Origin of the sequence: Rhodoplanes sp. P11, assembly GCF_964266735.1 — a bacterium.
GTDB classification, from domain to species: Bacteria; Pseudomonadota; Alphaproteobacteria; order Rhizobiales; family Xanthobacteraceae; genus Rhodoplanes; species Rhodoplanes serenus.
This window is the reverse complement of the sequence record NZ_CAXWGY010000017.1, coordinates 280,223-296,605: the sequence shown is the minus strand read 5'-3', so window position 1 is coordinate 296,605 and position 16,383 is coordinate 280,223. Positions and strand designations below refer to the sequence as shown.

The 16,383-nt window shown below is 72.8% G+C and carries 15 protein-coding genes; 13 read left to right on the top strand and 2 right to left on the bottom strand.

Translation table 11 applies throughout. The features are described from left to right. Positions 1-76 precede the first annotated feature (76 nt). Together ACFQUV_RS15905 and ACFQUV_RS15900 are read right to left on the bottom strand one after the other, a co-directional pair. A complete protein-coding gene (locus tag ACFQUV_RS15905; RefSeq protein ID WP_129607842.1) occupies positions 77-1,207 on the bottom strand; it encodes a hypothetical protein in 1,131 nt (376 codons plus the stop codon). Between the two features lie 231 nt (positions 1,208-1,438). Continuing rightward, positions 1,439-2,440 (bottom strand): adenosine kinase, encoded by a 1,002-nt coding sequence (locus tag ACFQUV_RS15900; RefSeq protein WP_129607841.1) that lies wholly within the window; start codon positions 2,438-2,440, stop codon positions 1,439-1,441. 224 nt (positions 2,441-2,664) lie between these two features. Here ACFQUV_RS15900 and murJ point away from each other — a divergent pair, with 224 nt between their 5' ends. The 13 genes from murJ (at position 2,665) to lnt (ending at position 15,864) form a co-directional block, all read left to right on the top strand. Further along, entirely contained in the window at positions 2,665-4,308 is a 1,644-nt protein-coding gene (gene murJ / locus ACFQUV_RS15895) for a murein biosynthesis integral membrane protein MurJ (protein ID WP_129607840.1), read from the top strand. Further along, entirely contained in the window at positions 4,308-5,342 is a 1,035-nt protein-coding gene (gene trpS, locus ACFQUV_RS15890) for a tryptophan--tRNA ligase (protein WP_129607839.1), read from the top strand. Before murJ ends, trpS begins: the two co-directional genes overlap by 1 nt. Positions 5,343-5,461: 119 nt before the next feature. Beyond that, the gene (locus tag ACFQUV_RS15885) at positions 5,462-5,956 is read left to right on the top strand and encodes a universal stress protein (protein WP_129607838.1); all 495 of its coding nucleotides are present in this window, start codon (positions 5,462-5,464) and stop codon (positions 5,954-5,956) included. Between the two features lie 239 nt (positions 5,957-6,195). Further along, positions 6,196-6,747 (top strand): NifU family protein, encoded by a 552-nt coding sequence (locus tag ACFQUV_RS15880; RefSeq protein WP_111386313.1) that lies wholly within the window; start codon positions 6,196-6,198, stop codon positions 6,745-6,747. A gap of 251 nt (positions 6,748-6,998) precedes the next feature. Continuing rightward, complete coding sequence (gene tsaB / locus ACFQUV_RS15875) at positions 6,999-7,682, top strand: tRNA (adenosine(37)-N6)-threonylcarbamoyltransferase complex dimerization subunit type 1 TsaB (protein WP_129608616.1); 684 nt, start codon at positions 6,999-7,001, stop codon at positions 7,680-7,682. A 47-nt stretch (positions 7,683-7,729) separates the two neighbouring features. Continuing rightward, complete coding sequence (locus tag ACFQUV_RS15870; RefSeq protein WP_129608615.1) at positions 7,730-8,215, top strand: GNAT family N-acetyltransferase; 486 nt, start codon at positions 7,730-7,732, stop codon at positions 8,213-8,215. 144 nt (positions 8,216-8,359) lie between these two features. Further along, on the top strand, positions 8,360-8,743 hold the full coding sequence (locus tag ACFQUV_RS15865) for a Fur family transcriptional regulator (RefSeq protein WP_111386327.1): 384 nt from the start codon (positions 8,360-8,362) through the stop codon (positions 8,741-8,743). Beyond that, positions 8,743-9,549, top strand: coding sequence for a 1-acyl-sn-glycerol-3-phosphate acyltransferase (locus ACFQUV_RS15860; protein ID WP_111386319.1), 807 nt, complete (start codon positions 8,743-8,745; stop codon positions 9,547-9,549). The genes ACFQUV_RS15865 and ACFQUV_RS15860 overlap by 1 nt, the downstream gene beginning before the upstream one ends. A gap of 389 nt (positions 9,550-9,938) precedes the next feature. Further along, positions 9,939-11,396, top strand: a complete 1,458-nt coding sequence (gene miaB / locus ACFQUV_RS15855) for a tRNA (N6-isopentenyl adenosine(37)-C2)-methylthiotransferase MiaB (protein ID WP_129608614.1) — start codon at positions 9,939-9,941, stop codon at positions 11,394-11,396. A 40-nt stretch (positions 11,397-11,436) separates the two neighbouring features. Continuing rightward, positions 11,437-12,432 carry a PhoH family protein gene (locus tag ACFQUV_RS15850; RefSeq protein WP_111386329.1) on the top strand — a complete coding sequence of 332 codons (996 nt, stop codon included), beginning with the start codon at positions 11,437-11,439 and terminating at the stop codon, positions 12,430-12,432. Continuing rightward, positions 12,429-12,983, top strand: coding sequence for an rRNA maturation RNase YbeY (ybeY, locus tag ACFQUV_RS15845; protein ID WP_129608613.1), 555 nt, complete (start codon positions 12,429-12,431; stop codon positions 12,981-12,983). The genes ACFQUV_RS15850 and ybeY overlap by 4 nt, the downstream gene beginning before the upstream one ends. Beyond that, a complete protein-coding gene (locus ACFQUV_RS15840; RefSeq protein ID WP_244601528.1) occupies positions 12,974-14,275 on the top strand; it encodes a hemolysin family protein in 1,302 nt (433 codons plus the stop codon). Before ybeY ends, ACFQUV_RS15840 begins: the two co-directional genes overlap by 10 nt. Next, positions 14,272-15,864 carry an apolipoprotein N-acyltransferase gene (gene lnt, locus ACFQUV_RS15835; RefSeq protein WP_207211431.1) on the top strand — a complete coding sequence of 531 codons (1,593 nt, stop codon included), beginning with the start codon at positions 14,272-14,274 and terminating at the stop codon, positions 15,862-15,864. Before ACFQUV_RS15840 ends, lnt begins: the two co-directional genes overlap by 4 nt. Positions 15,865-16,383: the final 519 nt, after the last annotated feature.

Genomic DNA, 16,383 nt, shown 5'->3' with positions numbered 1-16,383 from the left:
GGCTTACCGGGCACGGACCGATGGCTGCAGCCGCAACGATCGCCGGCGCGATCCGCGGGCCAGCTAGTGCGCCAGATCAGCGCGCCAGGATCACGCCGCGCGAGGTGACCACCATCCAGCGGCCGTCCTGCTTGCGAATGCTCTCGATGCGGCCGACGCCGGGCAGCTGGTCGCCGGTCTCCACCTCGACCAGCCCATAGCGGCCCTCGATGAGGGCGATGCCGCGGCGCACGTCGCGCACCGCCCAGCCGTTGAGGACGGGCGGCGCCGGCGGGCGCGGATCGCCGAGCGCGGCGGTGACGTCGGCGGAGGCGATCGTGGCGGGCGGCGCCAGCGCGGGCGGAGCGGCGTTTGTACCGCCGTGCGGAGCCGGCATCGGGGCCGGCGGGCCGCCCTGGGCGGCCGCCTGAGCCTGCAAGGTGGTGGGCGGCGCCCCGGGGCTCTGACCGGCGGCCGGCGTGGCGCCGGCCTGGGTGGCGCCGAGCTGGGCGGTGCGCTTCTCCAGCCGGTCGATCGCCTCGCCGAGGCGGGCGAGCTTCTGGGCCGGCTCGGCCTGGGCCCGCTCGGCCCGCTCCAGCCGGTCGGCGAGCTTGCCGGTCTGCGCCTGCATGGCCTTGGACGAGGTCTCGACGCTGGCCCGCAGGCCGGCGAGGTCGCTCTGGAGCTGCGCCACCGTGGCGCGGAGGACGCTGTCGTCGGCGGCCGCCACCTGCACGACGGGCGCCGCCGGCTCCGGTCCGAACCGGGTCGCCGCGAAGGTGCCGGCGAGGGCGCCGAACGAGGTCGCCATGGCGATCACCGCCGCGACCTTCATGTAGGGCGGAACCTCGAAGGAGAAGCGCCGCCGCGGCGCCGGATCGAGATCGATGTCGATGGTGTCGCCGGAGGCGCGCCAGCCGCCGTGCTCGACCGCGGGAGCCGCCGGAATCGGCATGGCCGCATGGGGATCGCCGGCCCCGCCCTCGGGGCGCCGGCCCGCCGCGCCGCCGGCTGCGGCCGGATCGGGCTTCCGCAGCCGCGCCTGGCCGGACGGCCGGGCGCCGGTGCCGGCTGCGCCGAACCCCGCCGCTGCGGCATCGGTCGCTGCTGACCCGGTCGCTGCGGCATCAATGCCCGCGTCGGCCGCGGGGTCGCGTCCGCTCGTATCGGTCGGTCCGCTCGCGTCGGTGCCGCTCGCGTCGGTCCTGTGGCTGTCGTCGTGCGACATGGCGCACTCGCCCCCGTCGTGCTCGCCCCGTGCGGGGCCCCGTCTCGCTGTCCGGCGGCCGTCGTCGATCCGCTTAGGGAATCGTTGACCACGTCCGCTTACCAAATCGTTACGGTTCCATTCCTGGCAGGGCGCTGCGGCCGAATCGCGGCCATGCGGTGGCGCGAACCGCGCACCGATGCGGCGTCCAGCGGAATGCTGAAGGATGCGTTAAGGGGTCGGCGGCCCCGCTCAGGCGAGCAGGCCGGTCTGCTGGGCGAGCGCCTGAAGCGACGCCTCGGGCCGGGCGCCGATGTGCTGGATCACCTCAGCGGCGGCGAGCGCCCCGAGCCGCGCCGCAGTCTCGTGATCGTCGCCCCGCGCGATGCCGAACAGGAAGCCCGCCGCGAACAGGTCGCCGGCCCCGGTGGTGTCGACCACGCGGTCGACCGGGAACGCCTTCACGGCCGCGGTGGCGTCGCGCGACACCACGAGGCAGCCCTTCTCGCTGCGGGTCACCACAGCGAGCCGGACGTCCTGACGCAGCACCGTGACGGCGGCGTCGAAATCAGCAGTCTGGTAGAGGCTGCGCAGCTCGGCCTCGTTGGCGAACACGAGATCCACCGTGCCCGAGCGCATGAGCTGCAAGAACTCGTCGCGCCAGCGGTCGACGCAGAACGAGTCCGACAGTGTCAGCGCCACCGTGCGGCCGGCCGCGTGGGCGATCTTGGCGGCCTTGACGAAGGCGTTCTTGGCGTTCTCGGGGTCCCACAGATAGCCCTCGAGATACGTGATGGCGGCGGCCGCGACGGCGTCCGGATCGATGTCGTCGGGATGCAGGTCCTGGGCGGCGCCGAGATACGTGTTCATGGTGCGCTCGCCGTCCGGCGTCACCAGGATGAAGGAGCGCGCCGTCGCCGGCCCGACCCCGGCCGGGCGGGTGTCGAACGCCACGCCGGCGGCGCGGATGTCGTGGGCGAACACGGTGCCGAGCGGATCGTCCTTGACCTTGCCGACGAAGCAGGCGCGCGCCCCGAAGCTGGCGACCCCCGCGATGGTGTTGGCGGCCGAGCCACCCGACACCTCGACGGCCGGCCCCATGGCCGCATAGACGGCCTCGGCCCGCGCCTCGTCGATCAGCGCCATGCCGCCCTTGCGCATGCCCTGCGCCACCAGGAAATCGTCCTCGGTGCGGGCGAGAACGTCGACGATCGCGTTGCCGATGCCGAGCACGTCGTAGCGGAGAGCCGTCATGGGAATACTCGTGATGGGCCGGCCCCCTGCGGCGCAGCGCGCTTGCCGGGAGCCGGGGGATTGCGCATAGGTCGCGCACGGGAACTGGGAACGGGCGGCCGGACCCCGGACCGGGTGCCGCCGATGGCGGCGCACTATACCGTCGCGCCACCGGCATTCAACGGCCGAGCAGGGCGGGCACCGCCCCGGCATCACGGCGGCCGCAGGGGACGCCTCGAACCGCGATGGCACAGCCGCAGCCCGCCGGAGCCTCCGGCGCCCTCGCCCGCGACGTCGGCACGCTCGGCGCCGCCACCCTGGCGTCCCGCGTGCTCGCCTTCCTGCGCGACGCCGGAATCGCGGCTCTGGTCGGGGCCGGGCCGCTGGCCGACGCCTATTTCGCCGCCCTCCAGATCCCGAACCTGTTCCGCCGGCTGCTCGCCGAGGGGGCGCTCAACGGCGCTTTCGTGCCGCTGTGGCTGCGGCTGCGCGAGCGCGACGGCGGCGAGGCGGCGCGCCGCTTCGCCGAGGGCGCGCTCGGCGTCATGGCGCTCGGGCTTGGCGTCGCCACGCTGCTCCTGGTGCTGGCGGCGCCCCTCGCGGTGCGGGTGATCGCCCCGGGCTTCGCGCCCGATGGCGAGCGGTTCGCGCTGGCGGCCGATCTGGTCCGCATCGCCGCCCCCTATGTGGCGATCGCCGGGTGCGTCGCGGTGCTCGGCGCCATCCTGTCGGCGGAGCGGCGGGTCGGCGCCGTCGCGCTCGGACCGATCGCGTTCAACGGGGTGCTGCTCACCGCCGTGGCCGGGCTGCTGATCGCCGGCCCCGCCGCGGCGGGCCGTGCCGGCGACGTGCTGGCGGCCGCGATCGTGGTGGCCGGGCTCGGCCAGATGGTGCTGATCGGCGGCGCCGTCCTGCGCCTTCCGGTGCGGCCGCGGCGGCCGCGGCTCGCCCTCTCGCCGGAGGGGCGCCGCCTGTTCGGCCTCGCCGGGCCGGGTCTCGTCGCCGGCGGCATCCCGCAGCTCACCCTGATAGCCGGCGCCATGATCGCCTCGCCGTCGCCCGCCGCGGTGTCCTGGCTCTACTACGCCGACCGCCTCTACGAGCTGCCGCTCGGCGTCGTCTCGGTGGCGATCGCCGCCGTGATGGGGCCGGTCATCGCCGGGCGGGTGCGCAGCGGCAGCGCCGCCGAGGTCGCCGCCGCCCAGGCTCGCGCCATGGAGCTGGCGATCGGGCTGGCGCTGCCCTCGGCGATCGCCTTCGTGCTGCTGGCCGTGCCGATCGCCCGCACCCTGTTCGAGCGCGGCGCCTTTGTCGCCCACGACACCGCCATGGTGGCGGCGGCGCTGGCCGCCATCGCGGCCGGCCTGCCCGGCCACGTGGCCGAGAAGGTGCTGGGCGCCATCTCGTTCGCCCGCGAGGACACCCGCACGCCCATGCTGGCCGCCCTCGCCGGCCTGGCGGCAGCCGTGGCCGGCGGGCTGCTGCTGTTTCCGGCCTACGGCCATATCGGGGTGGCGGCCGCCATCGCGGCGGCCTCCTATGTCGGATCGGCCGTGCTCGCCGTGGTGCTCGGCCGCCGCGGCTGGCTGCGCCGCGACGCGGCCGCCGCCGGCCGGCTCGCTCGCATCGTCATCGCCGCCGCCGTCATGGGGCTCGCCCTCGCGGCCGCCCGTCTCCTCGCCGACGGCTTCGGGGTTCCGGCCTCGACCCTCGGACGCGCCGCCGTGCTGGCGCTGCTGCTCGCCACCGGCCTCGCCGTCTATCTCGGCGCCCTGCGGCTGCTCGGGGTGATCGGGGCCGCCGACTGGCGGGCGCTCCGCCGGGGCCGGCCCTTGCGCCCCGAGGGCAATGGTGGCACACCGCGGCCGCGACCAGAGGAGCTTTCGTGATGGCGTTCAAGGAACAGGTGTTTTCCGGTGTGCAGCCGACCGGCAATCTGCATCTCGGCAACTATCTCGGCGCCATCGTCAACTTCGTCGCGCTCCAGTCGCGGTTCTCGTGCGTCTACTGCGTCGTCGACCTGCACGCCATCACGGTCTGGCAGGACCCGGCCGTGCTGACCAGGTCGATTCGCGAGGTGACGGCGGCGTTCCTGGCGGCCGGTGTCGACCCCAAGGCTCACATCGTGTTCAACCAGAGCCAGGTCGCCGAGCACGCCGAGCTCGCCTGGGTGTTCAACTGTGTCGCCCGCCTCGGCTGGATGAACCGGATGACCCAGTTCAAGGAGAAGGCCGGCAAGGACCGCGAGAACGCCTCGCTCGGGCTGTACGCCTATCCGAGCCTGATGGCGGCCGACATCCTGGTCTACCGCGCCACCCATGTGCCGATCGGCGAGGACCAGAAGCAGCACCTGGAGCTGACCCGCGACATCGCCCAGAAGTTCAACAACGACTTCCGCCCGCAGATCGAGGCGAAAGGCTTCGCCGACGGCTTCTTCCCGATGACCGAGCCGCTGATCGGCGGCCCGGCGACCCGGGTGATGAGCCTGCGCGACGGCACCAAGAAAATGTCCAAGTCCGATCCGTCGGACTACTCGCGCATCAATCTCGCCGACGATTCCGACACCATCGCCCAGAAGATCAAGAAGGCGAAGACCGATCCGGAGCCGCTGCCGAGCGAGGAGAAGGGCCTCGAAGGCCGCGCCGAGGCCGACAACCTGGTCGGCATCTATGCGGCGCTGTCCGGCCGGCAGAAGGCCGAGGTGCTGGCGGAGTTCGGCGGCGGCCAGTTCTCCACCTTCAAGACGGCGCTGATCGACCTCGCGGTCGACAAGCTCGGGCCGATCACCGCCGAGATGCGGCGGCTCAGCGCCGATCCGGCCCATATCGACGCGGTGCTCGCCGACGGCAGCGAGCGGGCGCGCGTGCTCGCCAGCGAAACCATGCGCCACGTCAAGGAGATCGTCGGCTTCGTCGGGCGCTGACGCGGCCGTCCCGAGACGCCACGGCGAGACCGCGCCGCGGTCCGCTTGTGCCGGCGGCCGTCGCCGTGGCAGATTCCCGGCGGGAGGTGGGCGGCGCCTATGCGTCGCCCGGACGGACCATGACCCGGAGACGCCGCAGCTACGAGGCCGGGCACCGGCCCAAGTTCCTCGTGGTCATCGACGACACGCCGGAATGCGACCGCGCCGTGTACTACGCCAGCCGGCGCGCCGGACGCACCGGGGCCGGCATGGTGATGCTGCGGGTGATCGAGACCAAGGACCGCGCCCCGCAGTGGCTCGGGGTCGCCGACATCATGCAGGCCGAGCAGCAGGAGGAGGCCGACGCGGTGCTGGCCCGCTACGCGGCGCGCGCCAACGGCATCGCCGGCATCACGCCGGAGCGGGTGATCCGCGAGGGCGATCCGGCCACCGAGATCACCCGGCTGATCGACGAGGACGAGGATATCGCCGTGCTGGTGCTGGCCGCCGGCGACGACAAGGAAGGCCCCGGGCCGCTGGTCACCAGCCTGACCAAGACGGCGGGCTCGTTCCCGATTCCCATGGGCCTCGTGCCCGGACACCTCTCCGACGACGAGCTCGACGCCATGACCTGACCGCCGGAGCCGGCCGCCGCTACGGTGCGGCTCGCCGGTCGGGGGCTCACCCTCCGGTGGCTCGCCCGGTCGGGGCGACTACGGACCGCTCGCCCCCTGCGGTTGACGCCCGTCCGTCGAAGGGACATCTCTTGGGCACCGGCGGTTCCCGGGCCGTGGCCGGCGCGCCCTGCCCGCCGCCCGACCCGCCGGAACCGTGGCCCGCCGCGACCTTGACCCGCGGCCGAGGAGACAAGCTCATGTTCATCCAGACCGAAGCGACGCCCAACCCCGCCACCCTCAAGTTCCTGCCGGGCCGCGCCGTGCTGCCCTACGGGGCTTTGGAGTTCCGCAGCAAGGCCGACGCCGACGCCTCGCCGCTCGCCCAGCGCCTGTTCGACGTGCCGGGCGTCGCCACCGTGTTCTTCGGCACCGACTTCATCGCCGTCACCAAGACCGATGTGGACTGGCAGCACGTCAAGCCGGGCGTGCTCGGCGTCATCATGGAGCACTTCATGGCCGACGCTCCGGTGCTCACCGGCACGGCCGCCCAGGAGGACGACGAGTTCTTCGACGAGAAGGACGCCGAGACGGTCGAGCTGATCAAGGAGCTGATCGAGAACCGGGTCCGCCCGGCGGTCGCCAACGACGGCGGCGACATCACCTTCCGCGGCTTCGAGAACGGCGTGGTGTACCTGGCCATGAAGGGCGCCTGCTCGGGCTGCCCGTCGTCGACCGCGACGCTCCGCCACGGCATCCAGAACCTCCTGCGCCACTACGTGCCCGAGGTGGTCGAGGTGCGGCCGGTCTGATCCCGGCCGGGATCGGTCGGCGCGGCGCCGCCGCGTGTCCACGTGATCGAGCGCCGGCCTCGCGCCGGCGCTTTCTCGTTCCGCCCCCCGGCGAGGGCGCGCACCCGTCCCGCCCCCGTCGCTCCGTCGCCCCACTCCGCCCGCGGCCCCCTGCCATGCCGGCACATCCGACCGGCCGGCTTGCGGTTTTTGTTCCAGGACGGCAGGCTCGTCCGGAGCCTCGTCGCAGGTGTCCGTGGAGTGCCGTCCGGATGCGCGTTCTCGCCCTCGATACCGCCCTCGCGGCGTGCTCCGCGGCGGTGTTCGACCTCGATCGTGGTGGCGTGCTGGCGCACGAATCACGCCCGATGGAGCGCGGCCACGCCGAGGCGCTGATGCCGATGATCGCCCGCGTGATGAGCGAGGCCGATCTCGAGTTCGGCGATCTCGACCGGATCGCCGTCACCATCGGGCCGGGCAGCTTCACCGGCCTGCGGGTCGGCGTCGCGGCGGCGCGCGGCCTGGCGCTGGCGGCCCACAAGCCGGTGGTCGGCCTGACCACGCTGGCCGCCTTCGCGGCCCCCCACATCGCCAGCGACGACCGCAGCCCGCTGCTCGCCGCCATCGACGCCCGCCACGACCACGTCTACATGCAGCTCGTCGGCGAGGGCGGCCGCGCCGTCATCCCGCCACGCATCGCCTCGATCCGCGAGGCCGCCCGCATCGCCACCGCGGCGCCGACCCGGCTGGTCGGCTCCGCCGCCGGGCTGTTGCACGCCGCCTGGATGACCGGCGCCCGCCCGCCGCTGTGCGTCGACACCACGCCGGCCCCCGATATCGACTGGGTGGCGCGGCTCGGCGCCGTCGCGGCCGACACCATGGCGTTTCCCAAGCCGCTCTATCTGCGCGCCCCCGACGCGCGGCCGCAGGGCGGCGCCCGGGTGGCGCGGCGCTGATCGGGCGGATGTGATGGTCGAGCGGATGTGATGGTCGGGCGAGTGCGATGATCGAGCTGGTGCGCCGCTGGTGGAAAGGCGGCGAGGCCCGCTTCGGCCTCGCCGAGACGAGCGATGCCGCCGCCCTCGCGGCGCTCCACGCCGAATCGTTCCGCCGCGGCTGGAGCGAGGAGGAGATCGAGCGGCTGCTGATCGACCGCGCCGTGGTGGCCGACATCGCCCTGATGGGCGAGACGCCGGCCGGCTTCGTGATGTCGCGCTGCGCGGTCGACGAGGCCGAGATCCTGTCGGTCGCGGTCGCCCCGGCCCGCCGCGGCCGCGGCCTCGCCGGGCGGCTGGTCGCCCTGCATCTCGGCCGCCTCGCCGGCATCGGCATCGTCCGGGTGTTTCTCGAGGTCGATCGCGACAACGCCCCGGCCTGCCGGCTGTATCGCTCGGCCGGCTTCCGCGAGGTGGGGCAGCGGCCCGGCTACTACGCCCGACCCGGCGCCACGCCGGCCGTCGCCCTGGTGATGCGGCGCGATCTGGCCTGACGAAACGCCGTTCCGGCTTGACGGCGCGCCGTGGACGATGCATCCGGCGGCTCTTATGATCCGGCCCGGCAGGGTCGAACGGCGGAGCAGCGGGTGAACGACCAGACCGAAACCCACATCGAGGCGCAATGCGTCGCCAAGGGCATGCGGATGACCGAGCAGCGCCGGGTCATCGCCCGCGTGCTGGCCGGCTCCGACGACCACCCGGACGTCGAGGAGCTGTATCGCCGCTGCGCCGTGATCGATCCCAACATCTCGCTGTCGACCGTCTATCGCACCGTCAAGCTGTTCGAGGACGCCGGCATCATCGAGCGCCACGACTTCCGCGCCGGCCGCGCCCGCTACGAGCAGATCCGCGAGTCCCACCACGACCACCTGGTCAACCTGCGCACCGGCGAGGTGATCGAGTTCCAGTCCGAGGAGATCGAGCAGCTCCAGCGCGAGGTGGCGCGGCGGCTCGGCTACCGGCTCATCGATCATCGCCTCGAGCTCTACGCCGTACCGCTCGACGACAAGGCGGCGCCCTGATGCTGCGGCTGGCCGTCACGGGGGCTGGGTTCGCCGTCGCGACGGCCGCGCTGCTGCCGGTGCAATGGCTGTCGGTCCGCTACGGCCTGCCGCTGCGGCGGCTGGTGCCGCTGCTGTTCCACCGCATCGTCTGCCTCCTGTTCGACGTGCGGGTGCGCGAGATCGGGGTGCCGGCCACCCAGCGGCCGCTGCTCATCGTCGCCAATCACGTCTCCTGGCTCGACATCTCGGTCATCACGTCGCGCCTGCCGGTGGTGTTCGTGGCCAAGCACGAGATCGCCTCCTGGCCGCTGTTCGGGCTGTTCGCCAAGCTCCAGCGCTCGGTGTTCGTCGATCGCTCGCGCCGCCAGAAGACCCGCGACGTCAATGCCGAGATCGCCGCCCGGCTGACCGAGGGCGACCCGGTGGTGCTGTTCGGCGAAGGCACGTCGAGCGACGGCAACCGGGTGCTGCCGTTCCGCTCGGCCCTGATCGGCGCCGCCGGCGACGCCCTCGCCCAGGCCGGCGACGAGACCGGCAGCGTGCTGGTGCAGCCCCTGTCGCTCGCCTACACGGGCTTTCAGGGCCTGCCGCTCGGCCGCCAGCACCGGCCGGTGGCCGCCTGGTACGGGGCGAGCGACCTGCTGCCCCACCTGCTGCGGGTGTGGCGGCACGGCGCCATCGACGTCACCGTGACCTGGGGCGAGCCGCTGCGCTGGGACACCACCTCCAACCGCAAGGCGATGGCGCGGCTGCTGGAGACGCGGGTCCGCCGCCTCACCGCCGAGGCCCTGCGCGGACGCGCCGCTCCCCAGGACCGCCGCTGACCTCCCAGGCGCGAGCATAATCGACTGAATTTCATGTTATTTTTCTGGGCGCCCGAGGGAGTTTGAGCGCCCGCCATTCCATTTCGGCCGAAAAACCGCTAGACCGAGCGACGAGCACACGAGTGTCGTCGTCCCGTCCGCGTGATGGAGGGTCAGGCTGCCGGTCCGGATCGCCGGACCGCAGGTCGGTCCTATCGGGGCGGAGCGGCGGCAGGGTCGGCGACGATCGTCTCGACGATCCAGCCTGTGAGGTTCTCGCGTGTGAGGTTCTCGCGTGTCCGGTCGTGCGATCACGGCGGTCGTGCACCATATGGATGCCAAGGCACCGAATGAACGCCCAGCAAGGCAGCGGACCGGACGGCCGCCGGACGGGAGATGACGACGAGGCGATGTCGAGCGTGACCAGCGGCCCGCGCAAGCTCTACGTGAAATCGTATGGCTGCCAGATGAACGTCTACGATTCCCAGCGCATGGCCGACGTCCTGGCGCGCGAGGGCTATGTCGAGACGGCGGAGCCGGACGACGCCGACGTGCTGGTGCTGAACACCTGCCATATCCGCGAGAAGGCGGCCGAGAAGGTCTATTCCGAGCTGGGCCGGCTGCGCCGGCTGAAGCAGGACGCGGCCCGGGACGGCCGCCGCCTCACCGTCGCGGTCGCCGGCTGCGTCGCCCAGGCCGAGGGCGAGGAGATCATCCGCCGCGCCCCGGTGGTCGACCTCGTGGTCGGCCCGCAGAGCTATCACCGCCTGCCCGACCTGGTCGCCCGCGCGGCCCGCGAAGGTCGCGTCGTCGACACCGAGTTTCCGGCCGAGGACAAGTTCGACCATCTCGCCCCGCCGACCGCCGCCGCCACCCGGGCGCGTGGCGCCGCCGCCTTCGTCACCGTGCAGGAGGGCTGCGACAAGTTCTGCACCTTCTGCGTGGTGCCCTACACCCGCGGCGCCGAGTTCTCGCGGCCGGTGGCCAGGATCGTCGACGAGGTGGCGCGGCTCGCCGAGGCGGGCGTGCGCGAGATCCGGCTGATCGGCCAGAACGTCAACGCCTGGCACGGCGAGGGGCCGGACGGCCGGCCGTGGACGCTGGCCCGCCTGCTGCACCGGCTCGCCGAGGTGCCCGGCGTCGCCCGGCTGCGCTACACCACGAGCCATCCGTGCGACATGGACGACGAGCTCATCGCGGCCCATGGCGACCTGCCGGCGCTGATGCCGCAGCTCCATCTGCCGGTGCAGTCGGGCGCGACCCGGGTGCTCGCCGCCATGAACCGCCGGCACGATCGCGCCGCCTACCTGTCGGTGATCGCGCGCCTCAAGGCGGCGCGGCCCGACATCGCCCTGTCGTCGGACTTCATCGTCGGCTTCCCGGGCGAGACCGAGGCGGAGTTCCGCGACACGCTGGCGCTCGTCGACGAGGTCGGCTTCGCCAGCGCCTACTCGTTCAAGTATTCGCCACGCCCCGGCACGCCGGCAGCGGAGAGCGACGTCCAGGTGAGCGAGGCCGAGAAGGCCGACCGCCTCGCCCGCCTCCAGGCGGCGATCGACCGTAACGCCGCCGCCTTCAATGCCGCGACCGTCGGGCGCACCGGCGCGGTGCTGTTCGAGCACCCCGGCAAGCATCCCGGCCAGATGGTCGGCCGCTCGCCCTGGATGCAGCCCGTGCAGGTCGACGGCCCGGCCACGCTCGCCGGCACCATCGCGACCGTGCGGTTCACCGCCACCGGCACCAACAGCCTGTTCGGCACCCTGGTCGACGCGGCTCCGCGAGACGCCGCCACCTCGCCCCACTCGGCATCGCCCGGCGTGGCGCCGGTGCGAGGCAACGCCGTTCATGTCGCTGCGGCAGGACGCTGACCCGACCGTGTCACGACGCCCCACCGACACGCCGTCGCTGATGCCGCCCGCCGCGGAGGCGCAGCTCGTCCTCGCCTTCGAGGACAACCGGCTGGCACTCGCCCTGTTCGGCCAGTACGGCCAGAACCTCGCCCTGATCGAGCGCCGCCTCGGCGTGACGGCGGACTCGCACGGCAATCACGTCACCCTCGGTGGCCCGCGCGACGCCTGCGAGCAGGCGCGCCGCGTGCTGGAGACCCTCTACGAGCAGCTCGAGCAGGGCCACGAGCTCGGCGCCGGCGACGTCGAGGGCGCCATCCGCATGGCGATCGCCCAGGGCTCGCTGTTCGACTACGATTCCGCCGATCCGCGTCCCCGCTCGGAGGAGATCAACCTGCGCAAGCGCCTGGTGCGCGCCCGCTCGCCCGCCCAGGACGCCTATATCCGGGCGCTGCGCCGGCATGCCCTGGTGTTCGGCGCCGGGCCGGCCGGCACCGGCAAGACCTGGCTCGCCGTCGCCTATGCGGTCGCCCTGTTCGAGCGCAAGGAGGTCGACCGCATCGTGCTGTCGCGCCCCGCCGTCGAGGCCGGCGAGCGGCTCGGCTTCCTGCCCGGCGACATGCGCGAGAAGGTCGATCCGTATCTCCGCCCGATCTACGATGCCTTGTTCGACCTGATGGACACCCGCATCGTCGAGCGTGCGCTCCAGACCGGCGAGATCGAGATCGCGCCGCTCGCCTTCATGCGCGGCCGCACGCTCGCCAACGCGGCCGTCATCCTGGACGAGGCGCAGAACACCACCTCGATGCAGATGAAGATGTTCCTGACCCGGCTCGGCGAGAACGCCCGGATGATCGTCACCGGCGATCCGAGCCAGGTCGACCTGCCGCCCGGCCAGACCTCCGGGCTTGCCGAGGCGATGCGCCTGCTGACCGACGTCGAGGGCGTCGGCATCGCCACCTTCGGGGCCGAGGACGTGGTCCGGCACGAGCTGGTCGCCCGCATCGTCTCCGCCTACGACCGCGCCGACGCCCGCAAGCGCGAGGGCTCCCCATGACCACCGCCCAAACCGACGCTTCGGCGGACACCGCCGGCAGCGAGACCGACACCCCGGCCGGCGACCACACCGGCGTCGACGTCATCGTCGAGTCCGCCCTGTGGGATGCGGTGCCGGAGGCCGAGGCGCTGGCGCGCCGCGCCGCGCTCGCGGCGCTGCCGGCCGGCCAGCCGGCCGGCGAGCTGTGCGTGGTGCTGGCCGACGACGCTGCCGTGCAGGCCCTCAACGCCCGCTTCCGCGGCCGCGATGCCCCGACGAACGTTCTGTCCTTCCCCGCCGTGCCGAGCCCGGTGGCGCATCCCGACGGTGCGACCGAGCCGACGCCGCTCGGCGACGTGGTGCTGGCCTTCGAGACCGTGCGGGCCGAGGCCGAGCGCGACGACAAGCCCTTCGCGCATCATCTCATGCATCTCGTCGTGCACGGCGTCCTGCACCTGCTCGGGCACGACCACATCACCGATTCCGAGGCCGACCTCATGGAGGCCCGCGAGCGCGACATTCTTGCCTCGCTGGCCGTCCCCGACCCCTATGCCGGACGAGAATGCGCCTGACCGCCGCCACCATGCCCGACGAGCCTCCCAGTCGTAACGAACCGAACCGGCCGGCGAGCCACGCCCGTGGCCCCGGCGCCGACGAGTCCCGCGACTCCGTCGGCAGCGACCATCTCGGCACCGCCGCGAGCGAGACGCGGAGCGTGGCGGTGCCGGCCCTCCGCGGCGAGGTCCTGCCCCGCGAGGCCGGCGAAGGCTGGCTCCAGCGGCTGGTCCGCACCCTGTTCGGCTGGAAACCGGGCTCGGCGCGCGCCGACTTCGCGGTGCTGCTCGACGGCAGCCCCCCGGCCGAAGGCGGCGACGGCGGCTTCTCGCCGGAAGAGCGCGCCATGCTCAAGAACATCCTCGACCTGCGCGAACGCCGCGCCGAGGACATCATGGTGCCGCGCGCCGACATCGTCGCGGTCCAGCAGGACATGCCGCTGGGCGAGCTGGTGAAGGTGTTCGAGAAGGCCGGACACTCGCGGCTCGTGGTCTACGACGACACCCTCGACGACCCAGTCGGCATGGTCCACATCCGCGACCTCGTCTCCTTCATGGCAACCCATGCGGCGGTGCCGCCGCCGACCAACAAGCGGCGCAAGCGCTTCCCCGCCGATCTCGATCTGCGCGCCATCGATCTCGCGATGCCGCTGGTGGAGACCCGCATCGTCCGCACCATCCTGTTCGTGCCCCCCTCGATGCCGGCGCTCGACCTGCTGGCCAAGATGCAGGCGACCCGCGTGCACCTCGCCCTCGTCATCGACGAGTACGGCGGCACCGACGGGCTGATCTCCATCGAGGACCTGGTCGAGCAGATCGTCGGCGACATCGAGGACGAGCACGACGAGCAGGCCCGCAGCCTAGTGCGCCAGCCCGACGGCTCGTTCCTGGCCGATGCCCGCACGCCACTCGAGGACGTGGTGGCGAGCGTCGGCGCCGAGTTCGACGTCGGCGACGCCGCCGAGGAGGTCGACACGCTCGGCGGCTACCTGGTCACCCGGGTCGGCCGGGTGCCGGTGCGCGGCGAGATCGTGCCCGGGCCGGAGCCGTTCGAGATCGAGGTGCTCGACGCCGATCCGCGCCGGGTGAAGCGGGTGAAGATCTCGCGCGCCAAGCCGCGGCGCAGCGGCCGCGAGCCGCGGCCCGCCGGGCCGCAGGGCAGCGGCGGGACGCTGGGCGGCACGGGTCCGCTCGGCCGCGACGGCGCGGCACCGGAGCCGTCGACGTCTACGCCCTCGGCACCCTCGTCTCCGTCCGAGCCCGGCCCCGCCCCGCACACCGACTCCCCACCCGGCCGGACGCGCCCGTGATCCTCGCCCGCGTCGCCCATCCGATCGTGCTCGCCTGGGGGGCGCGGCGCGCCCTCATCGCGGTGCTGGCGGGCGCCGCCTCGACGCTCGCGATGGCGCCGCTGCACCTGTGGCCGGCCCTTCTCGTCACCTTTCCGGTGGTGGTGTGGCTGATCGACGGCGCCGGTGCCGGCCGCTGGAACGGCGCCGGGTCGGCGGCCGCCGCCGGCTGGTGGTTCGGCTTCGGCTACTTCCTGTCGGGCCTGTACTGGATCGGGGCCGCCTTCCTGGTCGACGCCGACAAGTTCGGCTGGGCGCTCGGCCCCGCCGTGCTGGCGCTGCCGGCCGGTCTGGCCGCCTTCACGGCGGCGGGCTTCGCGCTCGCCCGCGTTCTGTGGACGCCCGGCTGGCTGCGCATCGTCACGCTGGCGGCGGCGCTGACCGCATCCGAATGGCTGCGCGGACACCTGCTCGGCGGCTTCCCGTGGAACGCCTTCGGCTATGCGTTCGCCGAGCCCCTGGCGCTGGCCCAGGGCTTCGGGCTCGTCGGCCTGTGGGGCATGACGTTCATCGCCGTGCTGGTCTTCGCGTCCCCCGCGGCCCTCGCCGACTCGGAGGCCGAGACGCCGCGGCCGTGGCGGCTGCCGGCGGTCGCCCTGGCGCTCGTGCTGGCGATCGGCCTCTACGGGGCGATTCGGCTCGCCCAGAACCCGACCGCCCTGGTGGACGGCGTGCGGCTGCGCCTGATGCAGCCCAACATTCCGCAGGACCAGCGATTCAACTACGCCGCCAAGGCCGACGTGATCCGCCGCTATGTCGCGTTGTCGAGCCGGCCGACCGACCGGCGGCCGCGCGGCATCGCCGACGTGACCCACCTGATCTGGCCGGAATCCGCCTTCCCGTTCTTCGTCACCCGCGAGGCCGACGCGCTCGCCGCCATCGCCGACCTGCTGCCGCCCGGCGCCGTGCTGATCACCGGCGCGGCGCGCCTCGCCGACACCTCGCGCCCCGGCCGTATCGAGGCGTACAATTCCGTCTACGTGTTCGATGCCGACGGCGCCATCGCGGCCGTCTACGACAAGGTGCACCTGGTGCCGTTCGGCGAGTTCATCCCGCTCGCCGGGCTCATGCGCCGGTTCGGGGTCGAGCAGCTCGTGCGGGTGCCGGGTGGCTTCCTGGCCGGCGACCGGCTGCGCACCATCGATCTGCCCCGCACACCCGCTTTCGTGCCGCTGGTCTGCTACGAGGCGATCTTCCCGCATGCGGTGACGCCGCGCGGCGCCCGCCCAGGCTGGCTCCTCAACGTCACCAACGACGCCTGGTTCGGCCTCAGCCCGGGCCCGTTCCAGCACCTGCTGCAAGCCCGCATGCGCGCCGTCGAGGAAGGCTTGCCGCTGGTCCGCGCCGCCAATACGGGCGTCTCGGCGGTGATCGATCCGGTCGGCCGCACCATGGCCCAGCTCGGACTCGGCCGCGAGGCCGTGCTCGACGCCGACCTGCCGGCTCCGCTTTCCCCGACCCTCTACGCCCGCACCGGCGATGCGACCGCCGCCGCGACCGTGGTGCTCGCCTTGGCGGCCGCCGTGTGGCGCCGCCGGCGGCCGGCCTGACCGACGCAGGCGCCCCCGATTCTGTCCCGTTAAAAGAGCATCCCCGCGCGACTGCACGCGACGCGATCGTCCGGAGCAGTTCCCGCGGCAACGCTCTATGCGTCATGTTGACGCACCCTAATTCACTAGTACGCAAGAGCGATTCGTCCCGAGAATGGCGCGGGAAGTCCGCTTGGTCGGCGAATTTCGGCTGTCGACAGCCCTACGAACTGCATACCAGTCTTGCGTCAGGAGCGGCCGGTTTCGCGCAAACACAGGTACCAATCTGCTGACATCGCCACCACGCGGGGATAAAGAATGGCTGCACAGCCGGACCCAACCAGACGGCCCGAACGTCGCGTACCGAACAGAATCCGCTTGGTTTCAGAGACCTTAGCCCCCGGACCAAGGCGGATTGATCCAGCAGACCAGAGCATTGTTTACTAACTTGCATTGGTCGCCCCTCGCAAACGAGGGTAGAGTTTATTTCATCCCAAAGCGAAGGATTGCATTTTTTGTTTCGCGGTGTTTGGAACAGCT